The organism is Myceligenerans halotolerans (genome assembly GCF_054782975.1).
Genome location: NZ_BAAGRL010000006.1, coordinates 255,014 through 274,737, shown reverse-complemented (window position 1 = coordinate 274,737; position 19,724 = coordinate 255,014). Strand labels below are relative to the sequence as shown.

The window sequence follows — 19,724 nt, the reverse complement described above, 5'->3', positions numbered from 1 at the left end:
CGCGCGGATCTGGTTGGCAATCTGCAGATAGGGCGGGTCGGTCCGTTCGATGCCTGCCATGACCTCCGAGCCCTCCGTTCGCTACCGTACCAGGACACCATACGCCTTCTCGCAGAATGGCTCGAGACGGCGTCCGCTCAGCGGCATTCGCAGCAGCAATCGCGCGGATCGGACGGGAACAGACTAGGACAGTCTCACAGCAAGGCGACCTACCGTCAGGTGTACTAGTACAACTTCGCGATAGGTCACGCGACTGCGGGCGCGGCGCCGTCATTCCGTCGCGGGCAGTACAGTCACATCCGCGCCGTCGCACAGCAGCGAGAGGTCATCGACGTCAGCCGTGAGCACGGCGGTGGGAGCAGCCTCCCGAGCAACTGCGGCGACGATCGCATCGACCGTCAGGTTCCGCTTCTTGCGGCGCGCATGCTCGGCTCGTTCCCGCAGTATCCCGGCCGCCACGGCCGTGGATCGATCGACGGGAACGACGTCGGACACCAGGTTCAGGACGCGATGCAGCCGGGCATCGCCGGCGCGGCCCGTGAACAACTCGGCTGCGACGACGGCGGGGACCACCACCCGTTGATCAAGACGAGCTGCGGCTTCCAGCCGCGCTTTGATCCGCGCGTCATCCCGAGCCGCCGCGGAAACTGCTTCGCTGTCCAGCACGATGGTGCGGAGCGAGGCCGTCACTTCATCTCGTCCATGTAGCGTGCGACGAGGTCCTCGTCGACAGGGCCTGAGCGCTCGATCATCTCGTCGACAAGCGTGCGCAGCTTGTCCCGCTCGATCTGGCGACGCAACGCCGAGACGACATAGGCGGAGAACTCGCCGCGGCCGGCGATGGCACGAGCCTCGGCCAGCACGTCATGAGGCGCGGTGAACGTCGCACGTTCGAAGTCTGAGCCCGCCATGGTGTCGATCATACCGACAATGTAATCGGGCCCGCCAGCGTCTCGCCGGTCGAGGGAGTCCTCCTCGCGATATTTGCGGGCAGCTCGCCGACATGCGACAGGATGTGGGCCATGGACCTTCGCATCGGCTGCTACGCCGTCATCACCGACGATGCCGGACAGATGCTCCTGCCGCACTGGAACGAAGGGCACATGTCCGGCTGGACGATGCCCGGCGGCGGGATGGAGCCCGGGGAGCACCCGGCCGACGCCGCCGTGCGCGAGGTCTTCGAGGAGACCGGCTACCACGTGGAACTCGGCGAGCTGCTCGGCGTGGACAACATCGTCATCCCCGCCGAGGACCGCATCGAGCCCGGCCGTGGCCCGATTCAGGGCGTCCGGCTGGTCTGGCGGGCCTGGATCACCGGCGGGAAACTCACCGTGGAGCAGGACGGCACCACCGACGACGTCGCCTGGCACACCCAGGAGTCGGTCGACGCCCTCGACCGGGTCGAGCTGGTCGACGTCGCGCGACGCTGGGCGGGTCTCATCTGATCCGCCCAGGGCTCAGAGCTTGGTGGAGGAACACGACCGGGAACTTATCGTTCCCGAGGACGCTCTCTCGGCCGTAGTCACGGAGCGCTGACCGGTCGCCCCTCCCAGAGCGCGGAGAGCGGAAGCGCCGCCAAGCGGTCGCCGAATGGTTGCGGCTCTGGGCCGAGGTACAGGACGTATCCGGCAACGAACCGATCACCCACTTTGTCCCTGAGCCAGGCGAGGTGCTTGAAGGAATCGCTGCGCACCGTTGAACCCGCCTTCACCTCGATCCCGACCAACGACCCATCGCGTCGCTCCAGGACGAAGTCGATCTCACGACCCTCGCGGTCCCGGTAGTACGACAGTTCCGCCCGCACCGAGCTCGTCGACAGCTGCCGCACGAGTTCGGTGAAGACGAAGCTCTCGACCATCGCCCCTGCTTGGGGGTGCCCCGGAACCGCCAGAGCTGTGGCATCGACACCGAGTAGCGACGCCGTGAGCCCTGAATCCGTGACATAGACCTTGGGTGTCTTTGTCAGCCGAGTGGTCAGGTTGTTCGACCACACAGGTAGTCGCGCCGTCAGATAGACGACATCGAGGTATCCGAGATAGTCCCGCACGGTGGGCTGGGCGAGACCTACCGCACGCGCAAGGTCCGCGACGACAACGCCCGTGCCCGACCGGGCGGCAACCAGCCGCAGCAATTGGGGAACGACGTCGGCGTGCCGCACGTCCGCAAAGCCGGCCACGTCGCGAAGCACGACCGTCGACAGATAACTCTCGAACCAGTCATCACGGAACTGCCCCGGCAGGCGCACAGCCTCGGGATAGCCGCCCGCAGCGATCGACTCGGCGTAGTGCTGGCGTGTCCACTCCGTCGCCAACGGGCGCCGGGTGAGTTCGTCGGGCAGGAAGAGATCCCGACCCACATCGGCACCCGATCTCGTTCGCTCTGCCGCGCTCAGTGGCCACAGATCGACGAACACGGCACGGCCCGCGAGAGACTCGGACAGCGTCGGCACGGTGAGGAACCGTGTGGATCCAGAAAGCACGAACTGCCCCGGCGCGTCGCTGCGGTCGGTCATCGCCTTGATCGCCAGCAGCATGGGATCGCCCCCACGCTGCACCTCGTCGATGATGTGCGGCGCGTCACCGAACTCGACGAAGCCAGCAGGATCGTCTCTGGCAGTAGCCAGCGCCGTCGGATCATCGAGCGTGACGAATCGCCCGCCGCGCGCGGCATGCAGCGCCCGCAGAAGCGTCGTCTTGCCTGCCTGCCGCGGTCCCCCTACCACGGTCACGCGAAAAGCTTGCATCCGGTCGGCCAGCAGGTCTTTAGCCCGCCGGGGGATGATCGTGCGCTCCATACCGTCAGTATATCCGCGATCTTCGAGGTGTACCTTCAGATTCGCGGTAGGTCTACTAACAGATCTGCGGAAGATCTAACCTAAGATCCGCGGAAGATCGGTCGTCTCATCCCCTCTTCCCGGAGCGCGGTCTCGCTGCTCGGCCGCTCAGAGCTTGGTGACCTTCGTGTACTTCAGCGCGATGCGCTTGGCGCCGTTCGAGCCGAAGTCGATCTTGACGACGTCGTTCTTCTCGACGCCGATCACCGTGCCCAGGCCGTAGGTGTCGTGGGTGACCTTGTCGCCCACGTCCAGGGCGGGGACCGCCTTCTGGACGTTGACCGAGCCGAACCTCGAGCTGCCGCCCGACGGCGTGTCGGCCGGGCCCCGGTCCTTCGCCGGGCTTCCGGAGCGCGATCGTGAGCCGCTCCAGGAGGTGTCCACCCGGGAGCCGGAACCCGAACCCCCGCCACGACGACCGTCACCCGAGCCGTAGCCGCCCGAGCCCCAGCCGCCGTACCCGCCGCGGATCGCCTGGGTGGAGGACTCGCGCCGCTTCCAGTCCCAGAGCTCCTCCGGGATCTCGTCGAGGAAACGGCTCGGCGGGAACTCGTTGGACATCCCGAACGCCGCCCGGACGGCCGACCGCGAGATGTACAGCCGCTCGCGCGCCCGCGTGATGCCCACGTAGGCGAGCCGGCGTTCCTCGGCGAGCTCGGTGTCGTCGTTCATGGAGCGCATGTGCGGGAACGTGCCGTCCTCCATGCCGGTGAGGAACACGACCGGGAACTCCAGGCCCTTCGCGGTGTGCAGGGTCATCAGGGTGACGACGCCGCGATCCGCGGATTCCTCCTTGGCCTCCTCGGCGGCGCCGTCGGCCACGTCCTCGTCCGGGATCTGGTCCGCGTCCGCGACCAGCGACACGCGCTCCAGGAAGTCGGCGAGGTCGCCCTCGGGTTCCAGCTCGCTGAACTCGGTCGCCACTGCGTGCAGCTCGGCGAGATTCTCCACACGGGAGGCGTCCTGCGGATCGTCCGACGCCCGGAGCTCGGCCAGGTAGCCCGTGCGGTCCAGCACGGCCGACAGCACCTCGGCCGGCCCGGCGCCGTCGTCGACCAGCTCGCGCAGTCCGGTCATGAGCTCGGCGAACGCGCGGAGCGGCTTCAGGGACCGGGTCGTCATGCCCGGGATCTCGTCGACCCGGTCGAGGGCCGCGCCGAACGAGATCCGCTCCCGCTCCGCGAAGTCCGCGACGAGTGACTCGGCACGAGCGCCCAGTCCCCGCTTGGGCACGTTGACGATGCGGCGCAGGTTCACGTCGTCGTCCACGTTGGCCAGCGCCCGCAGGTACGCGACGGCGTCCTTGACCTCCTTGCGCTCGTAGAAGCGCGTGCCGCCCACCACCTTGTAGGGCAGGCCGACCCGGATCAGCACCTCCTCCAGCGCGCGCGACTGCGCGTTGGTGCGGTAGAAGATCGCGACATCGCCCGGGCGTACGCCGTCCTCGTCGCCCAGCCGGTCGATCTCCTGGGCGACGTACCGCGCCTCCCCGTGCTCGTCGTCGGCGACGTAGCCGGTGATCCTGGAGCCCGCTCCCGCGTCCGTCCACAGCCGCTTCGGCTTGCGGCCGGCGTTGCGGGAGATGACGGCGTTCGCCGCGCTGAGGATGTTCTGCGTGGAACGGTAGTTCTGCTCCAGCAGCAGCGTGGTGGCGTTCGGGTAGTCGGCCTCGAACTCCTCGATGTTGCGGATCGTGGCGCCGCGGAACGCGTAGATCGACTGGTCGGCGTCGCCCACGACCGTGAGCTCGGCCGGGTCGAGCGCGGCCTCCGGCGCCGCCGGCGCGTCCTCCACGACCCCCGCCAGCTCGCGCACCAGCACGTACTGCGCGTGGTTCGTGTCCTGATACTCGTCCACGAGGATGTGTCGGAACCGGCGCCGGTAGTGCTCGGCGACGTTCGGGAACGCCTGGAGCAGGTTCACCGTGGTCATGATGATGTCGTCGAAGTCCAGGGCGTGTGCCTGGGACAGGCGCTGCTGATAGCGCGTGTAGACGTCGGCGAGCACCTGGTCGAACCGCTGCTTGTCCCGCGCGGCCGCCCAGCCGACGCCCGCGGGGACCTCCTCCTCCGTGCCCGCCTGCCGTGCGTAGGTGTCCGGATCGATCAGCTCGTTCTTCAGGTCGCTGATCCGGTTCGCGAGGGAGCGCGCCGGGTACTTCTTCAGATCGAGGTTCTGCTCGCGCGCCACCAGCTCGATGAGCCGGCGGCTGTCGGCGGCGTCGTAAATGGAGAAGGACGACTTGAGCCCGAGAGTCTTGGCCTCGCGCCGCAGGATGCGCACGCACGCGCTGTGGAACGTGGAGACCCACATCCGGCCCGCGGCCGGGCCCACCAGGTTCGCGACCCGCTCGCGCATCTCGGCGGCGGCCTTGTTGGTGAAGGTGATCGCCAGGATCTCCCCCGCCCGCGCGCGACCCGTGGCCAGGAGGTACGCGATGCGATGGGTGAGCACGCGGGTCTTGCCCGAGCCGGCCCCGGCCACGATGAGCAGCTGCCCGCCCTCGTGCACGACGGCGGCCCGCTGCTGCGGGTTCAGCCCCTCCAGCAGCTCGTCCGGGTCAAGGTGCGAGTACGCCCCCTGCGCCCGTGGCACCTCCGCCTCGTGCGGCAGCCCCGCCAGCCACTCGGGCTCCGGCGGGACCGCCGAGTCACCCGCGCCGTCGTCGTCCCATCGGGGCGCCACGCTCGGCAGGCGCGACGTGCCGCCCGGCTCGCCCTCGGGGCCGCCGGGAAAGCCGGGAAGATGCAGGGAGTCGAAGAGGGAGGTCATCGAGAGCAAGCCTATGCGGGGTGGCTGACATCGACGAAGGCCGCCTGGCCGGAACAACGCAGCAGACCTGGATCCGGTTGTCTCGTTCCTCACTTCTTCCGGTATGGCGCCAGCCGCGGATCGTCACGGGAGATCGGTTCGAGCGAGTGGGCCAGTTCCTTGAATGTCTCCAGGTCCGCGTCGGCGTCGGACAGCATGTACGAAACACCGTCCTCGACCCAACGGAACACGCCCACTGCAGGCCCGGCGGACGACGCGTGGAGCGCCACACCACCGTCGAACGGCACCACCTCGGCACCATCAAGACTTCTGAGGTGTTCTTCGACAGGTCCGGACGGCCAGGTTGCCTCCAGGTACGACGCCAGCCCCCCGGTGTCGTCCACCGTTTGCATGAGCTCCCACGTGAACTGGATGTCGTCAGGACCATGCCCAGGCGGGTCGACGGACAGCGGCCGGGAACAGCCGATCGAGCGGGCCGAGATGTACGGGGGCTCCGTGATCGGCACATCGGGACGGGTCACGGCGTGCGCGTAGGCCCCGTGCCAGTCCGGAAGCTCGAGCGACCCGGCTTCCACCGGATAGGCCACATCGGCGCCGCAGTATTCTCGTCGCTGCTCGAGTCTGTATCGCTCGGACTCCGTCAACTCGTCCTCGGACTGCCCGGTCAGCGGGTTCGTTGCCGGGTCGCCGGTGGACCTCGCGGCCGATGACGGAGACGATGTCGGCGTCGCCGGTGCGGTGCTTGGCCTGTCGTCCCCGGGCAGCACCCACGGCTCCGCCAGCGGGTCCCCCGTGACCGCGAGCGCTCCGGCCGCCAGCACGAGCACGCCGACCACGCCGCCGCTCACCGCGGCCGCCACGCGCCGGCGTCGGACCGTGCGCACGGCCGCCGCTGCCATCGTGGCGCCGTCGAGTGCGGGTGGAGGCGTGATCGTCCCGCTCGCCGCGCGCATCCGTCGGAGCACGTCGTCCTGTTCGCCGTAGGTGTCGTGGACGTTCATGGCCGGTCCTCCTGTCCTGGCTCGGGTGCGACGAGGGTGCGGAGCCGCGCGACCGCGCGCGACGCGGTGGACTTGACGGTTCCCGCGGACAGCCCGAGTTCGGCCGCGGTCTCCTTCTCCGACCGGTCCAGCAGGTAGCGCAGCACGACGACGCGACGCTGCTTGACCGGAAGCGTCATGAGGGCACGCAGGAGCCGGTCCCGCTCGGCAATCTCCATGTCCGACGACGGCGCCGCCGGGCCGTCGTTCCCGATTGGGTCGTCGCTGAGTACCTCCCGGCGGGTCCTGCGCCAGGTGTCGATCCGCGCCGTGGCGAGCACGCGGCGCGCGTAGGCGAACGGGTCGCCGTCGCCGACCCTCCGCCATGCCTTGTAGGTGCGTTCCAGCGCGAGTTGCACCAGGTCGTGCGCGCGATGCGGGTCGCCGCACAGCAGGTACGCGATGCGGTACAGCGCCGGGGTGCTGTCCTGGGCGAAGGCGGTGAACGCCGCCACCGGATCCGCGTGCGACCGCACGACCTCGACGTCGTGCGTCGTACCGTCTCTCTCAGTGGCCATCGCCATGTCGCTCATCCGGTCCACCGGCTCTTCGGTCTCATGCCTCACAGACGCAGCACACCCGCCGAAGCGTTCCACGTTTCTGCACCGGGCAGTCTGCACCGGGCTGGATCCCGCCGCCGTCCGGTGGGCGATCGGCAGGAAGCACGTGCCGATCACCCACCGGATCGCCGCCGCGGAGCAGTTCGGTCACGGGACGGCCGACGCCGAGAACCCGGACGCCCGGTGCGCGGAGCTCTCAGCGCTCGTAGCTCAGCGTGCCGACGACCTGGCGCGCGAGTTCCACACCCTCGTCCCCGCCCGGGAAGTTGAGGGTGACCTTCGAGTGGTTCCCGTCGCCTTCCTCGTGCAGCCGGACATCGACGCTGAGCGAACGCAGGTCCTCGTCCCCGAAGTGGGACGGCCCCTCCATGATCCGCATCGCGGCATAGTCCGCCCCGGGCACCTCGATCTCGCTGGAGCCCTCCAGGCTCGGATCGAACCAGCCCGGCCAGAAATTCGCTCCCGGATCGCCAGATTCGACGTACCCGTTCCACCGCACCTCGGGATCCGCGTACCCCGGCTCCACCGCGACAACCTCGTCGGACTCGAACTCCACCATCTCTCCGAACGTGCTCTCGTCGAGCGGCTCCGCGGTCCATCGCTCCGGATACGCGTACGAGAGTCCGCCGGTCGTCGCCCTGGTCCATCCGGCCGGGATCGCGTGCTCGATCCGCCCGAGGTCCGGATAGGTGATCATCGGCACGTACCACTCCGGTTCCCCGGAGTCCTTCAGCCAGAGGTTCCCGAGAAAGTCGCGCAGCATCTCGTCGCCGTCGGTGTCCGCCGGGAAGCGGGTCTCGATGACCCAGCCCTCGGCCCCGCTGCGGATACGGGTCTTGACCGGCCTGATCTTGGTCCCTGTCCCGTCGTCCACCACCTCGTCCGGCTCGATCACGACCAGATCGGCGCCTTCGATCTCCATCGTCATCGCCCCGGAGTCCTTGTCCGGGACGGTCCAGCCGGCGACGTCGAACACGTTGCGGAGCTCGATGTCGGCCACGACGTCTTCGATCGACATGTCGAGCGTGTCGGCCATGCCGCCACCGAGTTCACTGTCGGGATGCGCCCAGCCGATCTTGCCTCCGGCCGCCACGTCCCCGATCGCCGTCCACCCGCCCGGCGGCAGCTCGTACCAGAGACCACCGAAGAGGTAGGGGCTCGCGCCGCCGTCGGTCACGCCGTGCCGCAGGTCCGGCATCGCGGGCAGCTCACCGCCACCGGTCCTGAGGTACCGCACGGCTGCGTCCTCACTCGCCCCGTCCTCGTCCGACGTCGTCTCCGACGGCGACACGCTCGGTGACGGGTCGGGCTGCGCGGTGTCCGACGCCTCCGCGCTCGCCGACGACGCCGGCATCGGCTCCTGCCGGTTCGCGTACACGGTGCCGGCCGCCCCTACGGCTCCGCTGATCGCGACGAACACCGCGAGGCACGCGGCCGCGGTCAGTACCACCCGGCGCTGCCTCTCGCGGCGGATCGCGGAGCCCGCCATCGCGCCGCCGTCGACGACGGGCGTCAGGTCACCGGCCATCCGGGCCAGGTGGTGCCCGAACAGGTCCTGCTGCTCCGGAGCGTTCATGACCGGCCCTCCACTCGGCTCGCCGCGATCTCGTCGGCGCCCAGCAACTCCCGGAGGATCGCCAGGGCGCGGGACGCCGTCGACTTGACTGTCCCGGTCGAGACGCCCAGCGTCTCGGCGGTCTCCGCCTCGGAGCGGTCCACCAGGTAGCGCAGCACGACGACGCGGCGCTGCTTGACGGTCAGCTTCGCGAGCGCCCGCACGAGGCGATCCCGCTCGGCGATCGCGGTGTCCGACGCCGGTGCCGCCTCCGCCGTGCGCCACACCATGGCGTCGTCCTCGATGGGCACCTCCTTGCGGTTGCGCCGCCAGGTGTCGATCCGCGCCGTGGCGACCACGCGCCGCGCGTAGGCGTACGGATCGCCGTCGGCGAGCTTGTTCCAGTGCCGGAACGTGCGCTCCAGGGCGGTCTGGGCGAGGTCGTGGGCGCGGTGGGCATCGCCGCACAGGAAGTACGCCATGCGCACCAGGTCCGGGGTCCTGGCCTGGGCGAACGCGGTGAACTGCACCTCGCGGGTCCGGTCCCCCGTCACCACGACCGGCAGGCTGCCCGTGATCGCGTCGGCACTCGCGGCTGACGTCATCCGAGCGCCTCCCCGCGTCGATCGGCCGGCGCGGGACCGGTCTGTCGAAGATTCATGCTGCCTCAACGCAGCAGACCTGGATCCGGTTGTCTCGTTCCTCACTTCTTCGGGTACGGCGCCGGCCGCGGATCGTCACGGGAGATCGGTTCGAGCGATCGGGCTCAGACGGTGCGTGCGGCCTGACCCGCCCCTGTGCCGGTGCCCTGCGCCGGCTCGACGTCCCCGCCCACCGCGTCCGCCCAGCGGGGCAGGAGGACCACCACCGCCAGGACGAGCATCGGCACCGAGGCGTAGATCGGGCTGAAGAACAGGTTCCAGACGGTGAGGATCGCGACGTACACGAGCAGCGCGTCCGCCATCCCCCGCACCGTCCGCCGCACCAGCGCGATCACGACGAGCAGCAGGAGGAACAGCCAGAACACGACGCCGGCCGGCCCGTACACCGCCCAGAAGTCGCCGAACAGGGAGTGCAGCTCGATCCCCCGCCCGAACATGTACTCGTAGACGTAGTTGTTCTCGGGGTCGTATCCGAGCTGGGACATCCCGTGCTTGGCGATGGCCAGGTCCTCGCTGTTGACCGGCACGCCGGGGCCGAACCCGATCGGCCGGTGGGCGATCAGCGCCGCCGTCGCCCCCATCTCGGGACGTCCCGCCGCCAGCAGGTTCCCGCTCAGCTCGAGCTGCTCGGCGGTGCGCTGGGCCATCGCCGTCCCGAACGCCCCGTCGAGGATGAGGGCCTGCGCACCGCCGTACGCCGCGAGCCCGGCGGAGACGACGGCGCCCACCGTGATCCACGCCGACCGGCGCAGCGAACGATCGTCGATCCGCACCTGCCAGAGCACCACCGCCGCGGTGAGCAGGAGCATCGCGAACGCGGACCGCCCGTCGTCGACCGCGAACAGCACACCCAGGCACACGCACGCGACCGCCTGGGCCGCGCGCGGCACGCGCCGCCAGACGCCCCGGCCGGGACGCAGGCCCGGCGTCAGCCATCCGAGCACGATGACGGTCACCGCGAGCCCCGCGCCGAACTTGAAGCTCAGCTCGCCCCGCTGGACGACGTCGATCAGCATCCCCGTGCCGTACGCGACCGCGAGCCACCGGACCCCCAGGTGCAGCCGTGCCCACAGCAGTGCGCCGGCGCCGAGCACCAGCTCGGCCAGCCGCACGTAGTTCTCGCGCTGCAGCAACGGGTCGATGGCGTGGCCGGGCTCGGCCAGCGCGGTGAGGACCGGCCCCGTGATCGCACAGAGCGCGCCCAGCGCGAGGAACGCCCCGGCCCAGCGGTACTTCGCCGCCGCCGACAGCCACACGGGCGCGAGAGCGACCGCGAGCAGTGTGCCGACCGGCACCCCGGCCGCGACGACGAGGCGCGAGCCGACCGCGATGCTCAGCACGAGCGCGACGACGACCGAGGCACTCTGCCACTCCCGGGAGACGACGGCGCTCCGCCACCGGCGCGCGGCGGCGGCCACCTCCTCCGGGGGCTCCTTCGCCGAGGGTTCCTCCGCCGGAATCGCCCTCGGCAGCTCCCTCGTCGCGTCGTCCTCCGCCGGAGCACTCTCCGCCGGGGCCACCCTCGGCAGCTCTCTCGTCGCGTCGTCCTCCGTCAAGCCGCTACCCGTCGGTACACCGCGGCGTGCGCCGCGCCGATCTCGGGCCAGGTCCGTCCGCGGAACCGCACCGGCGCCGCCGGGATCGGCTCGGCCAGCGCCGCCGAGAGCGCCACACTGTCGAGCTCTCCGGTGTAGGTCCGGACCCAGCCCGGCCCGGCCTCGTCGGCCAGGTCGCGGTTCACCGCGTTGTCGGGTACGAGCACGGGCCGTCCGAGGGACAGGGCGAGCAGCGCCGCGCCTGAGTTGTGCATGCGCCGGTAGGGCAGCACGACGAGGTGGGCCTCGCCGATCTCGCGCGCCAGGGCGTCGTCGGGCACGAATCCGGCGCGCAGCACGATCCGGTTGTCGCCGTCGGCCATGCTCCGCACCTCGCCGAGCACGCCGTCGTCCTTGGCGGGGCCGACGATGTGCAACGCGGCCGCGTCGTCGTCCAGCGCCCGGAACGCGCGCACGAGGGTGTCGATGCCCTTGTAGGGCCGGATCAGGCCGAAGTGCAGGGCCCGCCCGGGTTTGCCGGCGGGTACGGCGTAGCCGGCGTAGGTGGAGGTGTGCTCCCCGAGCGGGATCACGGTGGCGGTCAGGTCGCGGCCGAACCTGGTGTGCGGGTTGAGCAGGATCAGTTCGTCGGTCCAGCGGTCGACGAGCCGCAGCAGCCATCCCTCGATGCCGGTCGGGGATTCGTGCGGGGACTCGTTGTGCACGGTGCGCACCGTGCGTACCCCGCGCAGTCGCATCGCGGCCAGCGAGGCGACGAGCAGGGCCGAGGCGACGGCGGTCCGCAGCGTGTTCCGGCGCCGGAACAGAGTCTCCGGCCAGTGCACGTGCAGCACGTCGACCGGTCCGAGCAAGGCGCGGCGCCGGGAGAAGGTCACGGCCTCGACGTCGTCGGGCAGGGCGGCCATCAGTTCCGTGATGTAGGGATTGGTGGTGGTCCGGATCGCCTCGGCGGAGAACATGACGACGGTCCGGCCGCGCCGCCGGGGTGCGGCGGCGGTCACGGCGTCGCCCCGAGCGGTCGGGGGCTGCGCCTCGCCGCCCGGGAGTACTCCGTGTACACGAAGCCGACGGCGCCGGCGATCATGCCCGCGCCACGCGCGGTGGTCCGGATCCCGTGGGCGGAGCCCCGGCCGGCGAGGATTCCGGCGGCGGCGCGGGCGAGCCCGCCCGCGACGCGCATCGCGCCGGCCCCGACGCCGCGCGCCCGGGCGGCGAAGCGGCCGGGTGTGGTCTCGGCGATCTCCACCTCGGCCCGGATCGTGCAGTTCCCGACCCGGTACGCCCGGCGCACCACCCACCTGCGGGTGAATCGCTTGGCGGGGATCGGGTCCTCGACGACGGCCTCGTCGCACCAGTACAGCGCGCCGCCACGGGCGGTGATCCGCAGGGTCAGCATGGTGTCCGACCCGCCGGTGAGCCCGAACGCCTCGTCGAACCGGAGGCCGTGCTCGGCGAGCCAGCGCACGTCGAGCAGCAGGTTGTTGCTCGCGGCCACGTCGATGCGTGTGCCGCTGGGATACCGCGGGCGGGTGAAGAAGCCGCCGGACTCGATCCACGCGTCCCTGCCGGGCAGGCTGGGGACCGCGGGCCCGGCCACGCCCGTCCCGCCGTAGCATTCGTGCGCGGCCAGGAGGGTGGCGAGCCAGCGCTCGCCGGGGGTCTCGTCGTCGTCCACGAAGACGATCAGCTCCGAACCGGAGGCCGTGACCTCGTCGAGTGCGCGGTTGCGCGCGGCCGCGATGCCCGGGGCGGGTTCGTGGACGTACCGGACGGCCGGATGGCCGGCCGTGACGCGCTCGAAGATCCGCCGTGCGGACTCCGTCACGTCGTTGTCGACCACCAGCAGCCCGGCGCCGGCCGCCGACACGTGCGGCAGCAGCGCCCCCAGCGCCGTCGCGAGCCGCTCCGGACGCCGGTACGTGAGGACAGCTACCGTCGCACGTGGCGCGGTCATCCCCCGTTCACCGTGATGTCGGCCCACTGCGACCAAGCTGCGTTCCCCCACGGGTCATGGGCGACGACGATGTACCTCCGGGTCGTGCCGGGCTCGGCCTCCGTGTCGGTGTAGGACATGGTCTCGCCTTGCCAGAAACTGCCGGTGCGCTCCTGGACGTGGATCGGTTCGTTCGACGTGGTCCCGCGGTACAGCGAGTAGGTGAGGGTCTTGTCGTCGCGGTCGTGGTTCGACGGCCAGGACGCCTCGACGGTGCCGGGCTGGGCCGACTCCAGGGTGAGCTGGAAGTCCGCTCCGCCCAGCCGGGGGCCGTCCGCGTTGGCGGCCTCGTCCCGCACGGTGAACCGTACGAGGCCCTGCTGCGGCTGGTTGTTGACCCGGGTGAACTCGCCGCCGTACAGGACGTAGTCGCCTGCCGCCGTGACGTCCCACGGCCCCTGGCTCTGACCGGTGTAGTCACCCGGCGTGAAGTCCGGGTACCAGTTCAGGAGCTCGGGGCGTGGCGTGCCGGGGCTGTCCGGGTAGCCGTGCTCGTCGTCGGCGACGTTCTCGCCCTCGACGGTCCGGGTCGTCGCCGTGCCGTGGTGGAACGTCTTCGGGCTGGTCTCCGGGAAGCCGCCACTGGTGGCGCAGTCGTGCTTGTGGCTCGCCATGAAGACGGAGCCCTGGAACGGCGCGACCGAGTAGGTGTCCCCGTGGCAGTCCTCGAGCCACACGAGCGCGCCGGTCTCCCAGCTCGCCGCGAACGCCCCCTCCATGGAACCGTTCTTGTCCCACTGGTAGCCCGTGCCGTAGAAGTACTCGTCATCGCGGGCGAGGGACAGGACCGCCGCGTACTTGCCGGCGTTCCGCACCACGTCGTTCACCGGCATCGACAGCATCGCGCCGGTGTCGGCGTCGAGCCGGGCCAGCCCGTACCCGGGGTTCTGCGAGCCGTTCACCGCCGTGAAGTTCCCGGCGATGACCACCTGGCCGCCCTCGGGCGAGACGACGAGGTCCTGCACCGAGCGGTCGGCGACGTCCGCCTGGAACGGCCGGGTGGTCACACCGCCGGCGGCGTCGACGGAGGCCACACGGATGCGCTCCACGTTGTTCACCGACGAGAAGATGCCGCCGAGGTAGACGGTGTCGCCCGCCACGTCCACGGCGTTGACCAGGGAGTTCACCGAAGGCCGGAACGCGGTGAGCGCGCCGGTGGCGGTGTCGAACGCGGCGGCGCGGTACCGCGTGACGCCGTTGACCGACGTGAACCGGCCGACGGCGTACAGCGTGCTCCCGTCCGGCGACGCGGCCAGGTCCTTGACCTCGCCGTTCGTCTGGGGAGCCCAGCCCTCGATCAGCTCGCCGGTGTGCAGGTCGTAGGCCAGCAGATTGGCACGCGGCGTCTCCTGCGCGCCGGGCGCGGTGCCCGCAGGGCGCGCCGACGAGAAATCCCCACCCACGTACACGACGTCGCCGACGACCTCCTGCGCCCACACGACGCCATCGATCTGCACCGTGGGCAGGACGTCGGTGCTCACGGGCGCGACCGGTTCCTCGGCGACCGGCTGATCCCTCACGGACTTCGACGGCAGCCCCACCGCGTCGAGCGCCGACTCCAGGCCCACCGCCGACTTGGAGATCGTGTCCTCGTCCGTGTCCGCGGCCGCGGAGACGCCCGCTCCCACGGAGGCGGCGAGAAGGGCTCCGGCCGCGACGGCGGCGGCCAGGGCGGGTGCGATTCTCATGGACTTAACTCTCCCTCGAACAGTGCGACGTGCAGCTGCGGGTCGACGTCGATCTCGACGAGCACCCGTTCGGTCCGGTCCTCCGGGACGCCGAACTCGTAGGTTCCGGTCACGGTCTGCCCTCCCGGCACAGAATCCGGGAGATCCTGCTCCCCGGAGCCGGAGAGCGAACTCGCCGGTATGCGGTCGGGACCGTAGTACAGGTTCACGACGCTCGCACCAAGAGCGTGATTTGCGGCGCCGGAGTTGATGACCGCCACCTCGACACGGATCGCCGGTCCGGCTATCTCACCCGGCATGGACGGCTCCGCCTCGGTCCGCTCGATGGCGACAAGCTCCACGAACAGGCCGCGGTCCGGGCTCTCGTCGACGGCGACCTCCTCGGAGTCGAGCGGGACGACGCCGGTCGTGGTGCGGCCCGCGGCGACCGGGGTGTCCCCTTCGTCGGACGAATCGTCGTCGTCGGACGCCGGCGACGGCTCCGGGGTGGCCTCGTCCCGGGGCGTGGGTGACACGCTCGCGGACGGCTGCTCGGCGCCGGCCTCCTGGACCGCGGTGCCGCACGCCGACAGCACGAACAACGTCGCAACGAGGGCAGTGACCCGTCCGGCGACGGCAGTCGCCGGGGATCTCGTCCGTGAGCCTTTCTTCCGGCCGCAAGATGTCATACGGCAAAGGTTATGGGCATGAGCGACGATATTCTCGCCGTGTCCCTCATTTCACCCGAGCTATGACTCGCCCTCGCACGGCCGTTCCGGCAGGATGCACAGGTGTCCACCACCCCTCGGCCCGCGGTCGTCGTAGTGAACTACAGATCGGCGCACCTCGCCACCGCGGCACTCCAACCGTTCGCGGGCACCCGATGGACCCGCGTGCTCGTCGACTGCTGGAGCTCGGCCGCCGAGCGTGAGCGTGTCGTGGCCGCCGGCTCCGCGAACGACTGGACACTCGTGCTGCCCGGCGAGAACCTCGGCTTCGGCGGCGGGGCCGACGCCGGCATCCGTGCCGCGCGGGACGCGGGATGCGACGTCAGCCTGGTGCTCAACCCGGACGCCACCCTCGGCCTCGCCGACGCCGACGCCCTCGCGGCCGACGTCGCCGCAGACACCGGCCTGCTCGTCGCCCCGGCGGTCCGCACCCCTCGGGGCAAGGACTGGTTCACAGGCGCCGTCCTCGACATGCGCCACGGCCGCACGCGGAGCGGCGGCCCCGACGGGCCCGACGACGTCCCCTGGATCTCCGGCGCCTGCTTCGCCGCATCCACCCGGCGGCTGCTCGACGTCGGCGGGTTCGGCGGGGAGTACTTCCTGTACTGGGAGGACGTCGACCTCAGCGTGCGGTGGACGCGCTCCGGGGGGCGCCTCGCCCTGCGGGACGACCTCACGTGCGTGCACGACGCCGGCGGCACGCAGCACGGCAACACGCGCGCCACGGGCAGGGGCAAGTCGCCGCTGTACCACTACTACAACACCCGCAACCGCCTGCTCTTCGCGTCCCGGCACGTGGCCCGGGACCGCTGGGGCGGCTGGCTGCGTGCCACCCCCGCCCACACGCGCGAGGTCCTGCTCCGGGGCGGCCGCCGCGCCGTCGTGCGCCATCCGCTGCGTACGCTGTGGCCTGCACTGCGCGGCACGGCGGCGGGAGTGCGGTACCTCCTGGCCGCCCGCCGCACCACGCCGGGCACCGCTCCCGCGGCTGTCATGCCCGCGACCACCGATCGGAAAGGCCTGATGGATGGAGCTCGCTGACTACGTCGCCGCCCTGCGGAAGCGATGGGCGGTTCTCGTCGTGGCAATCCTGGTCGGCGGCCTCGCCGGCCTCGGGTACGTGCAGACCGTCCCGCCGCAGTACCGGGCCACCACGAGCGTCTTCGTCAGCCTCGAGCGGGGTGACACCGTCTCGGATCTCATGCAGGGAGCGAACTTCACGCAGAACCTGGTGACCTCGTACGCCTCGCTCGCCACGATGCCCGCGGTGCTGAACCCCGTGATCGCGGAGCTCGGCCTCGGTACGACGACCCGCGACCTGTCCCAGCGGGTCGAGGCCGTGGTGCCGCTCGACACCGCGATCATCGAGATCTCCGCCGAGGCGGACGGCCCGTGGCAGGCCGCCGAGGTGGCGAACTCCGTCGCCCGGCACCTGTCGGAGACCGTGTCCGAGGTGTCGCCGTCGAACGCCGACGGGGCCAGCGCCGTGCGGCTGACCGTCGTCGCGGCGGCCGAGGCACCCGAGTACCCGTTCGCGCCGAACACCAGGCTCCTCACCGTCGGCGGGGCGGCGGCAGGGCTTGCCGTCGGCGCGCTGATCGCCGTCGGCCTGGCCCTGTTCGACACCCGGATCAGGACGGCGAAGGACCTGCCGGCCGGCGAGGACCTCGCGGTGCTCGGCACCGTGCCCCAGATCCGCAAGGGATCCGCCGAACCGCAACTGCTGGCCGAGTCCTACCGCCGGATCCGGACCAACCTGCAGTTCCTCGACGTCGGCGCACCGGTGCGATCGTTCGTCGTCACGTCCTCCGTCCCGGACGAGGGCAAGACGACCACGGCGATCGGCCTGGCCCACGCGCTCGCCGAGCGCGGCTCCCGGGTCCTGCTCGTCGACGCCGACCTGCGCCGCCCCTCACTGGCCGACCGCCTCGGCCTGGAGGGCACGGCAGGCCTGTCCACCGTGCTCATCGGCAGAGCGGACCTGGAGGACGTGGTCCAGCAGGCCGGACCGCCGCGGTTCGCCGTGCTGACCGCCGGCGACCTGCCACCCAACCCCGGCCGCCTCATCGAGGCCGAGTCGATGGACCAGCTCGTGCGGCAGGCGCGGGCGAGCTACGACATCGTCATCTTCGACGTCCCGCCCCTGCTCCCCGTGACCGACGCCGCGCTGCTGGCCCGCCGCACCCAGGGCGCCGTCGTCGTCGCGCGGGCGAAGAAGGTGCGCCGCGCCCAGCTGCACGACGCCATCGCGTCCCTGGACGCGATCGGCGCGACGTGCCTCGGCCTCATCGCCACCGGCGTCTCCCGCAAGGACCACGACTTCGACACGTACGCCGGCTACGGCGACGGAGAGGCCGCAGGCGTACGGTCCCGGTGGCGCAGGACGTGACCGAGCGGGACGTGACCGAGGAGGACGGGGCACGACAGGGTCTCGGGCGCCGTGCCGCACGCGGCGCCACGGTCACGGCCGCGTCCCAGGGCGCGCGCATCGTGCTCCAGGTCGCCGCCGTGGCGGTGCTCGCCAGGCTGGTGCCGCCCGCCGAGTACGGGCTGGTCGCGATGGTCGCGGCCGTCGTCGGGGTCGGGGAGATCCTGCGCGACGCCGGCCTGTCGTCGGCGGTGATGCGGTCACCCACCCTGACCAGGCAGCAGCGCGACAACCTGTTCTGGGCGAACGTCGTGATCGGCGCCGTGCTGTGTGCCGCGTGCATCGCGGCGGCGCCGCTGATCGCCCGGCTGTTCGACGAGCCCGCGCTGGCGGGGATCTGCCGCGCGCTCGCCTTCGTCTTCCTCATCAACGGGCTGGCCACACAGCACAAGGCAGGGCTGGTCCGGGAGATGCGCTTCCGGACGCTGGCCGTGGTGGAGGTGGCGGCGCCCGTGGCCGCACTGGGCGCCGCGATCGCCGTCGGGCTCATGACGCACGACCACCGGGCCGTCGTCGTCCAGCAGGTGGCGACGGCGGCCGCGACGCTCGTCGGGGTGTGGGTGGCGGGCCGCTGGCTGCCCGCACGCCCGCGGCGCCGCGCGGGAACTCGCGGCTTCTTCCGGTTCGGCGGCGGACTGCTGGGCTCCCAGCTCGTCGGCTACGGGGCCGACAACCTGGCCACGTTCGTCATCGGCCTCTCGCTCGGCCCCGGCCCGCTGGGCCTGTACAACCGGGCGTACCACCTCCTCATGCGGCCGCTGAGCCAGCTGCGCCAGCCGTCCACGACGGTCGCGCTGCCGGTACTGTCCCGGCTCGCCGAGGAGCCGGCACGGTTCGACCGCATGCTGCTGCGGGGCCAGCAGGTGCTGGCGCTGCCGGTCGTGCTGGTGCTCGCGGTGGTCATCGGGGCGTCCGACGCGGTGGTCGGCGTGTTCCTCGGGCCCGGCTGGGAATCCGCCGCGCCGCTGCTCGCCGCGTTCGCCGTGGCCGGCGGCTGCCAGACGCTCGCCTACGTCGGGTACTGGACGTACCTGGCCCGCGGGCTGAGCGGCGCGCTCCTGGCCTACTCCATGGTGACCGCCGTGCTCAAGATCGCCGGCGTGCTGGTCGGGAGCTTCTGGGGCATGAACGGGATCGCGGCCGGGTTCGCGGCCTCCGCGCTGCTCGAGTGGCCGCTGTCCTTCTGGTGGCTGTCGCGCATCACCTCGTACCCCGGCGGCCGGCTCGCGCTGGGCGGCCTGCGGATCCTGTCCCAGGCGGTCCCGGTCGGGCTCGCCGCGTGGTTCGCCACGTCGCTGCCGGACGCCGTCGGCGCGGCGGGCTCGTCCGTCACCGAGCTGCTCCTCGCGGTCGCGAGCGGGCTCGTGGTGTGGGGCCTGAGCCTGGCGATCGTTCCGGCGCTACGGCGCGACGCCACGCTGCTGGTCGAGGTGCTGCGCGCCGTCAGGGGTAAGGCGCTCTGACAGGAAGGGCGGAGGCCGCTCTCCCGGTCAGGTCACGAACCGCCGTGAGCCCGCGAGTGGAGCTCCCTGTCGAGGACCTCACGCAGGAAGGTGCTCGACGTGTGCACGGTGTACGGGAAGTACACGACCTCCACGCCGACCCGCGCGAACCGCTGTTCGAGCTCGCGCCCCTTGGCCGTACCCTTCCAGTCGTCGCCCTTGAAGAAGACGTCGAACGGCCGGCTCCGCCACGTCTCGAGCTTGTCCGGCTGCGTCTCGACGAACACCTCGTCCACGAACGTGACGTGCCGGATGATCTCCGCGCGTTCGACGAGCGGGATGACGGGACGCCGGCCCTTGGCCAGCTCAAGCATGTCGTCGTCCACGACGCCGGCGACGAGGTAGTCGCAGTTCGCCTTCGCATGGCGCAGCACGTTGAGGTGTCCCACATGAAACAGGTCCCAGGCACCAGGCGCGTACCCGATCAC

18 protein-coding genes are annotated in these 19,724 nt (G+C 71.1%); 4 read left to right on the top strand and 14 right to left on the bottom strand.

Going from position 1 to position 19,724, the window contains the following annotated elements; all coding sequences use genetic code 11:
* Positions 1–270: 270 nt before the first annotated feature.
* Together ACYVK5_RS04490 and ACYVK5_RS04485 are read right to left on the bottom strand one after the other, a co-directional pair.
* On the bottom strand, positions 271–690 hold the full coding sequence (locus tag ACYVK5_RS04490) for a PIN domain-containing protein (protein WP_460702211.1): 420 nt from the start codon (positions 688–690) through the stop codon (positions 271–273).
* Positions 687–923, bottom strand: coding sequence for a YlcI/YnfO family protein (locus ACYVK5_RS04485; protein WP_460702209.1), 237 nt, complete (start codon positions 921–923; stop codon positions 687–689). Before ACYVK5_RS04485 ends, ACYVK5_RS04490 begins: the two co-directional genes overlap by 4 nt.
* 99 nt (positions 924–1,022) lie before the next feature.
* On the opposite strand from ACYVK5_RS04485, the gene ACYVK5_RS04480 reads away from it, so the two are divergent.
* Complete coding sequence (locus ACYVK5_RS04480) at positions 1,023–1,445, top strand: NUDIX hydrolase (RefSeq protein WP_460702207.1); 423 nt, start codon at positions 1,023–1,025, stop codon at positions 1,443–1,445.
* A gap of 77 nt (positions 1,446–1,522) precedes the next feature.
* On the opposite strand, the gene ACYVK5_RS04475 is transcribed toward ACYVK5_RS04480, so the two are convergent.
* The 11 genes from ACYVK5_RS04475 to ACYVK5_RS04425 all read right to left on the bottom strand — a co-directional run bounded on the left by ACYVK5_RS04475 (position 1,523) and on the right by ACYVK5_RS04425 (position 15,240).
* On the bottom strand, positions 1,523–2,794 hold the full coding sequence (locus tag ACYVK5_RS04475; protein ID WP_460702205.1) for an ATP-binding protein: 1,272 nt from the start codon (positions 2,792–2,794) through the stop codon (positions 1,523–1,525).
* Between the two features lie 147 nt (positions 2,795–2,941).
* Positions 2,942–5,605, bottom strand: coding sequence for a DNA helicase PcrA (gene pcrA, locus ACYVK5_RS04470; RefSeq protein ID WP_460702203.1), 2,664 nt, complete (start codon positions 5,603–5,605; stop codon positions 2,942–2,944).
* A gap of 89 nt (positions 5,606–5,694) precedes the next feature.
* Entirely contained in the window at positions 5,695–6,606 is a 912-nt protein-coding gene (locus tag ACYVK5_RS04465; RefSeq protein WP_460702201.1) for a hypothetical protein, read from the bottom strand.
* Positions 6,603–7,163, bottom strand: a complete 561-nt coding sequence (locus tag ACYVK5_RS04460; protein ID WP_460702199.1) for a SigE family RNA polymerase sigma factor — start codon at positions 7,161–7,163, stop codon at positions 6,603–6,605. Before ACYVK5_RS04460 ends, ACYVK5_RS04465 begins: the two co-directional genes overlap by 4 nt.
* A gap of 238 nt (positions 7,164–7,401) precedes the next feature.
* Complete coding sequence (locus ACYVK5_RS04455) at positions 7,402–8,781, bottom strand: hypothetical protein (protein ID WP_460702197.1); 1,380 nt, start codon at positions 8,779–8,781, stop codon at positions 7,402–7,404.
* Positions 8,778–9,365, bottom strand: coding sequence for a SigE family RNA polymerase sigma factor (locus ACYVK5_RS04450; RefSeq protein WP_460702195.1), 588 nt, complete (start codon positions 9,363–9,365; stop codon positions 8,778–8,780). The genes ACYVK5_RS04455 and ACYVK5_RS04450 overlap by 4 nt, the downstream gene beginning before the upstream one ends.
* A 161-nt stretch (positions 9,366–9,526) precedes the next feature.
* Positions 9,527–10,978 carry a hypothetical protein gene (locus ACYVK5_RS04445; protein WP_460702193.1) on the bottom strand — a complete coding sequence of 484 codons (1,452 nt, stop codon included), beginning with the start codon at positions 10,976–10,978 and terminating at the stop codon, positions 9,527–9,529.
* Positions 10,975–11,979: a glycosyltransferase gene (locus ACYVK5_RS04440; protein WP_460702191.1), complete on the bottom strand. Its 1,005-nt coding sequence runs from the start codon at positions 11,977–11,979 to the stop codon at positions 10,975–10,977. Before ACYVK5_RS04440 ends, ACYVK5_RS04445 begins: the two co-directional genes overlap by 4 nt.
* The gene (locus ACYVK5_RS04435; RefSeq protein ID WP_460702189.1) at positions 11,976–12,932 is read right to left on the bottom strand and encodes a glycosyltransferase family 2 protein; all 957 of its coding nucleotides are present in this window, start codon (positions 12,930–12,932) and stop codon (positions 11,976–11,978) included. Before ACYVK5_RS04435 ends, ACYVK5_RS04440 begins: the two co-directional genes overlap by 4 nt.
* Entirely contained in the window at positions 12,929–14,659 is a 1,731-nt protein-coding gene (locus tag ACYVK5_RS04430; protein WP_460702187.1) for a hypothetical protein, read from the bottom strand. The genes ACYVK5_RS04435 and ACYVK5_RS04430 overlap by 4 nt, the downstream gene beginning before the upstream one ends.
* On the bottom strand, positions 14,656–15,240 hold the full coding sequence (locus tag ACYVK5_RS04425; protein WP_460702185.1) for a hypothetical protein: 585 nt from the start codon (positions 15,238–15,240) through the stop codon (positions 14,656–14,658). Before ACYVK5_RS04425 ends, ACYVK5_RS04430 begins: the two co-directional genes overlap by 4 nt.
* A gap of 189 nt (positions 15,241–15,429) precedes the next feature.
* Here ACYVK5_RS04425 and ACYVK5_RS04420 point away from each other — a divergent pair, with 189 nt between their 5' ends.
* From ACYVK5_RS04420 to ACYVK5_RS04410, 3 genes are read left to right on the top strand one after another with little or no spacing between them, the layout of a single operon-like run.
* Positions 15,430–16,407: a glycosyltransferase family 2 protein gene (locus ACYVK5_RS04420; protein ID WP_460702183.1), complete on the top strand. Its 978-nt coding sequence runs from the start codon at positions 15,430–15,432 to the stop codon at positions 16,405–16,407.
* Entirely contained in the window at positions 16,394–17,755 is a 1,362-nt protein-coding gene (locus tag ACYVK5_RS04415; RefSeq protein ID WP_460702181.1) for a tyrosine-protein kinase domain-containing protein, read from the top strand. The genes ACYVK5_RS04420 and ACYVK5_RS04415 overlap by 14 nt, the downstream gene beginning before the upstream one ends.
* Positions 17,752–19,257: a lipopolysaccharide biosynthesis protein gene (locus ACYVK5_RS04410; RefSeq protein ID WP_460702179.1), complete on the top strand. Its 1,506-nt coding sequence runs from the start codon at positions 17,752–17,754 to the stop codon at positions 19,255–19,257. The genes ACYVK5_RS04415 and ACYVK5_RS04410 overlap by 4 nt, the downstream gene beginning before the upstream one ends.
* A gap of 32 nt (positions 19,258–19,289) precedes the next feature.
* Here ACYVK5_RS04410 and ACYVK5_RS04405 read toward each other — a convergent pair whose 3' ends face one another.
* Positions 19,290–19,724 carry an adenylyltransferase/cytidyltransferase family protein gene (locus ACYVK5_RS04405; protein WP_460702976.1) on the bottom strand — a complete coding sequence of 145 codons (435 nt, stop codon included), beginning with the start codon at positions 19,722–19,724 and terminating at the stop codon, positions 19,290–19,292.

What these genes read in the sequence shown, in the direction of transcription:
- ACYVK5_RS04485 (WP_460702209.1), bottom strand. Translation starts at nt 923, where the DNA reads ATGATCGACACCATGGCGGGCTCAGACTTCGAACGTGCGACGTTCACC.
- ACYVK5_RS04480 (WP_460702207.1), top strand. Translation starts at nt 1,023, where the DNA reads ATGGACCTTCGCATCGGCTGCTACGCCGTCATCACCGACGATGCCGGA.
- ACYVK5_RS04475 (WP_460702205.1), bottom strand. Translation starts at nt 2,794, where the DNA reads ATGGAGCGCACGATCATCCCCCGGCGGGCTAAAGACCTGCTGGCCGAC.
- pcrA (WP_460702203.1), bottom strand. Translation starts at nt 5,605, where the DNA reads ATGACCTCCCTCTTCGACTCCCTGCATCTTCCCGGCTTTCCCGGCGGC.
- ACYVK5_RS04465 (WP_460702201.1), bottom strand. Translation starts at nt 6,606, where the DNA reads ATGAACGTCCACGACACCTACGGCGAACAGGACGACGTGCTCCGACGG.
- ACYVK5_RS04460 (WP_460702199.1), bottom strand. Translation starts at nt 7,163, where the DNA reads ATGGCCACTGAGAGAGACGGTACGACGCACGACGTCGAGGTCGTGCGG.
- ACYVK5_RS04455 (WP_460702197.1), bottom strand. Translation starts at nt 8,781, where the DNA reads ATGAACGCTCCGGAGCAGCAGGACCTGTTCGGGCACCACCTGGCCCGG.
- ACYVK5_RS04450 (WP_460702195.1), bottom strand. Translation starts at nt 9,365, where the DNA reads ATGACGTCAGCCGCGAGTGCCGACGCGATCACGGGCAGCCTGCCGGTC.
- ACYVK5_RS04435 (WP_460702189.1), bottom strand. Translation starts at nt 12,932, where the DNA reads ATGACCGCGCCACGTGCGACGGTAGCTGTCCTCACGTACCGGCGTCCG.
- ACYVK5_RS04430 (WP_460702187.1), bottom strand. Translation starts at nt 14,659, where the DNA reads ATGAGAATCGCACCCGCCCTGGCCGCCGCCGTCGCGGCCGGAGCCCTT.
- ACYVK5_RS04415 (WP_460702181.1), top strand. Translation starts at nt 16,394, where the DNA reads ATGGAGCTCGCTGACTACGTCGCCGCCCTGCGGAAGCGATGGGCGGTT.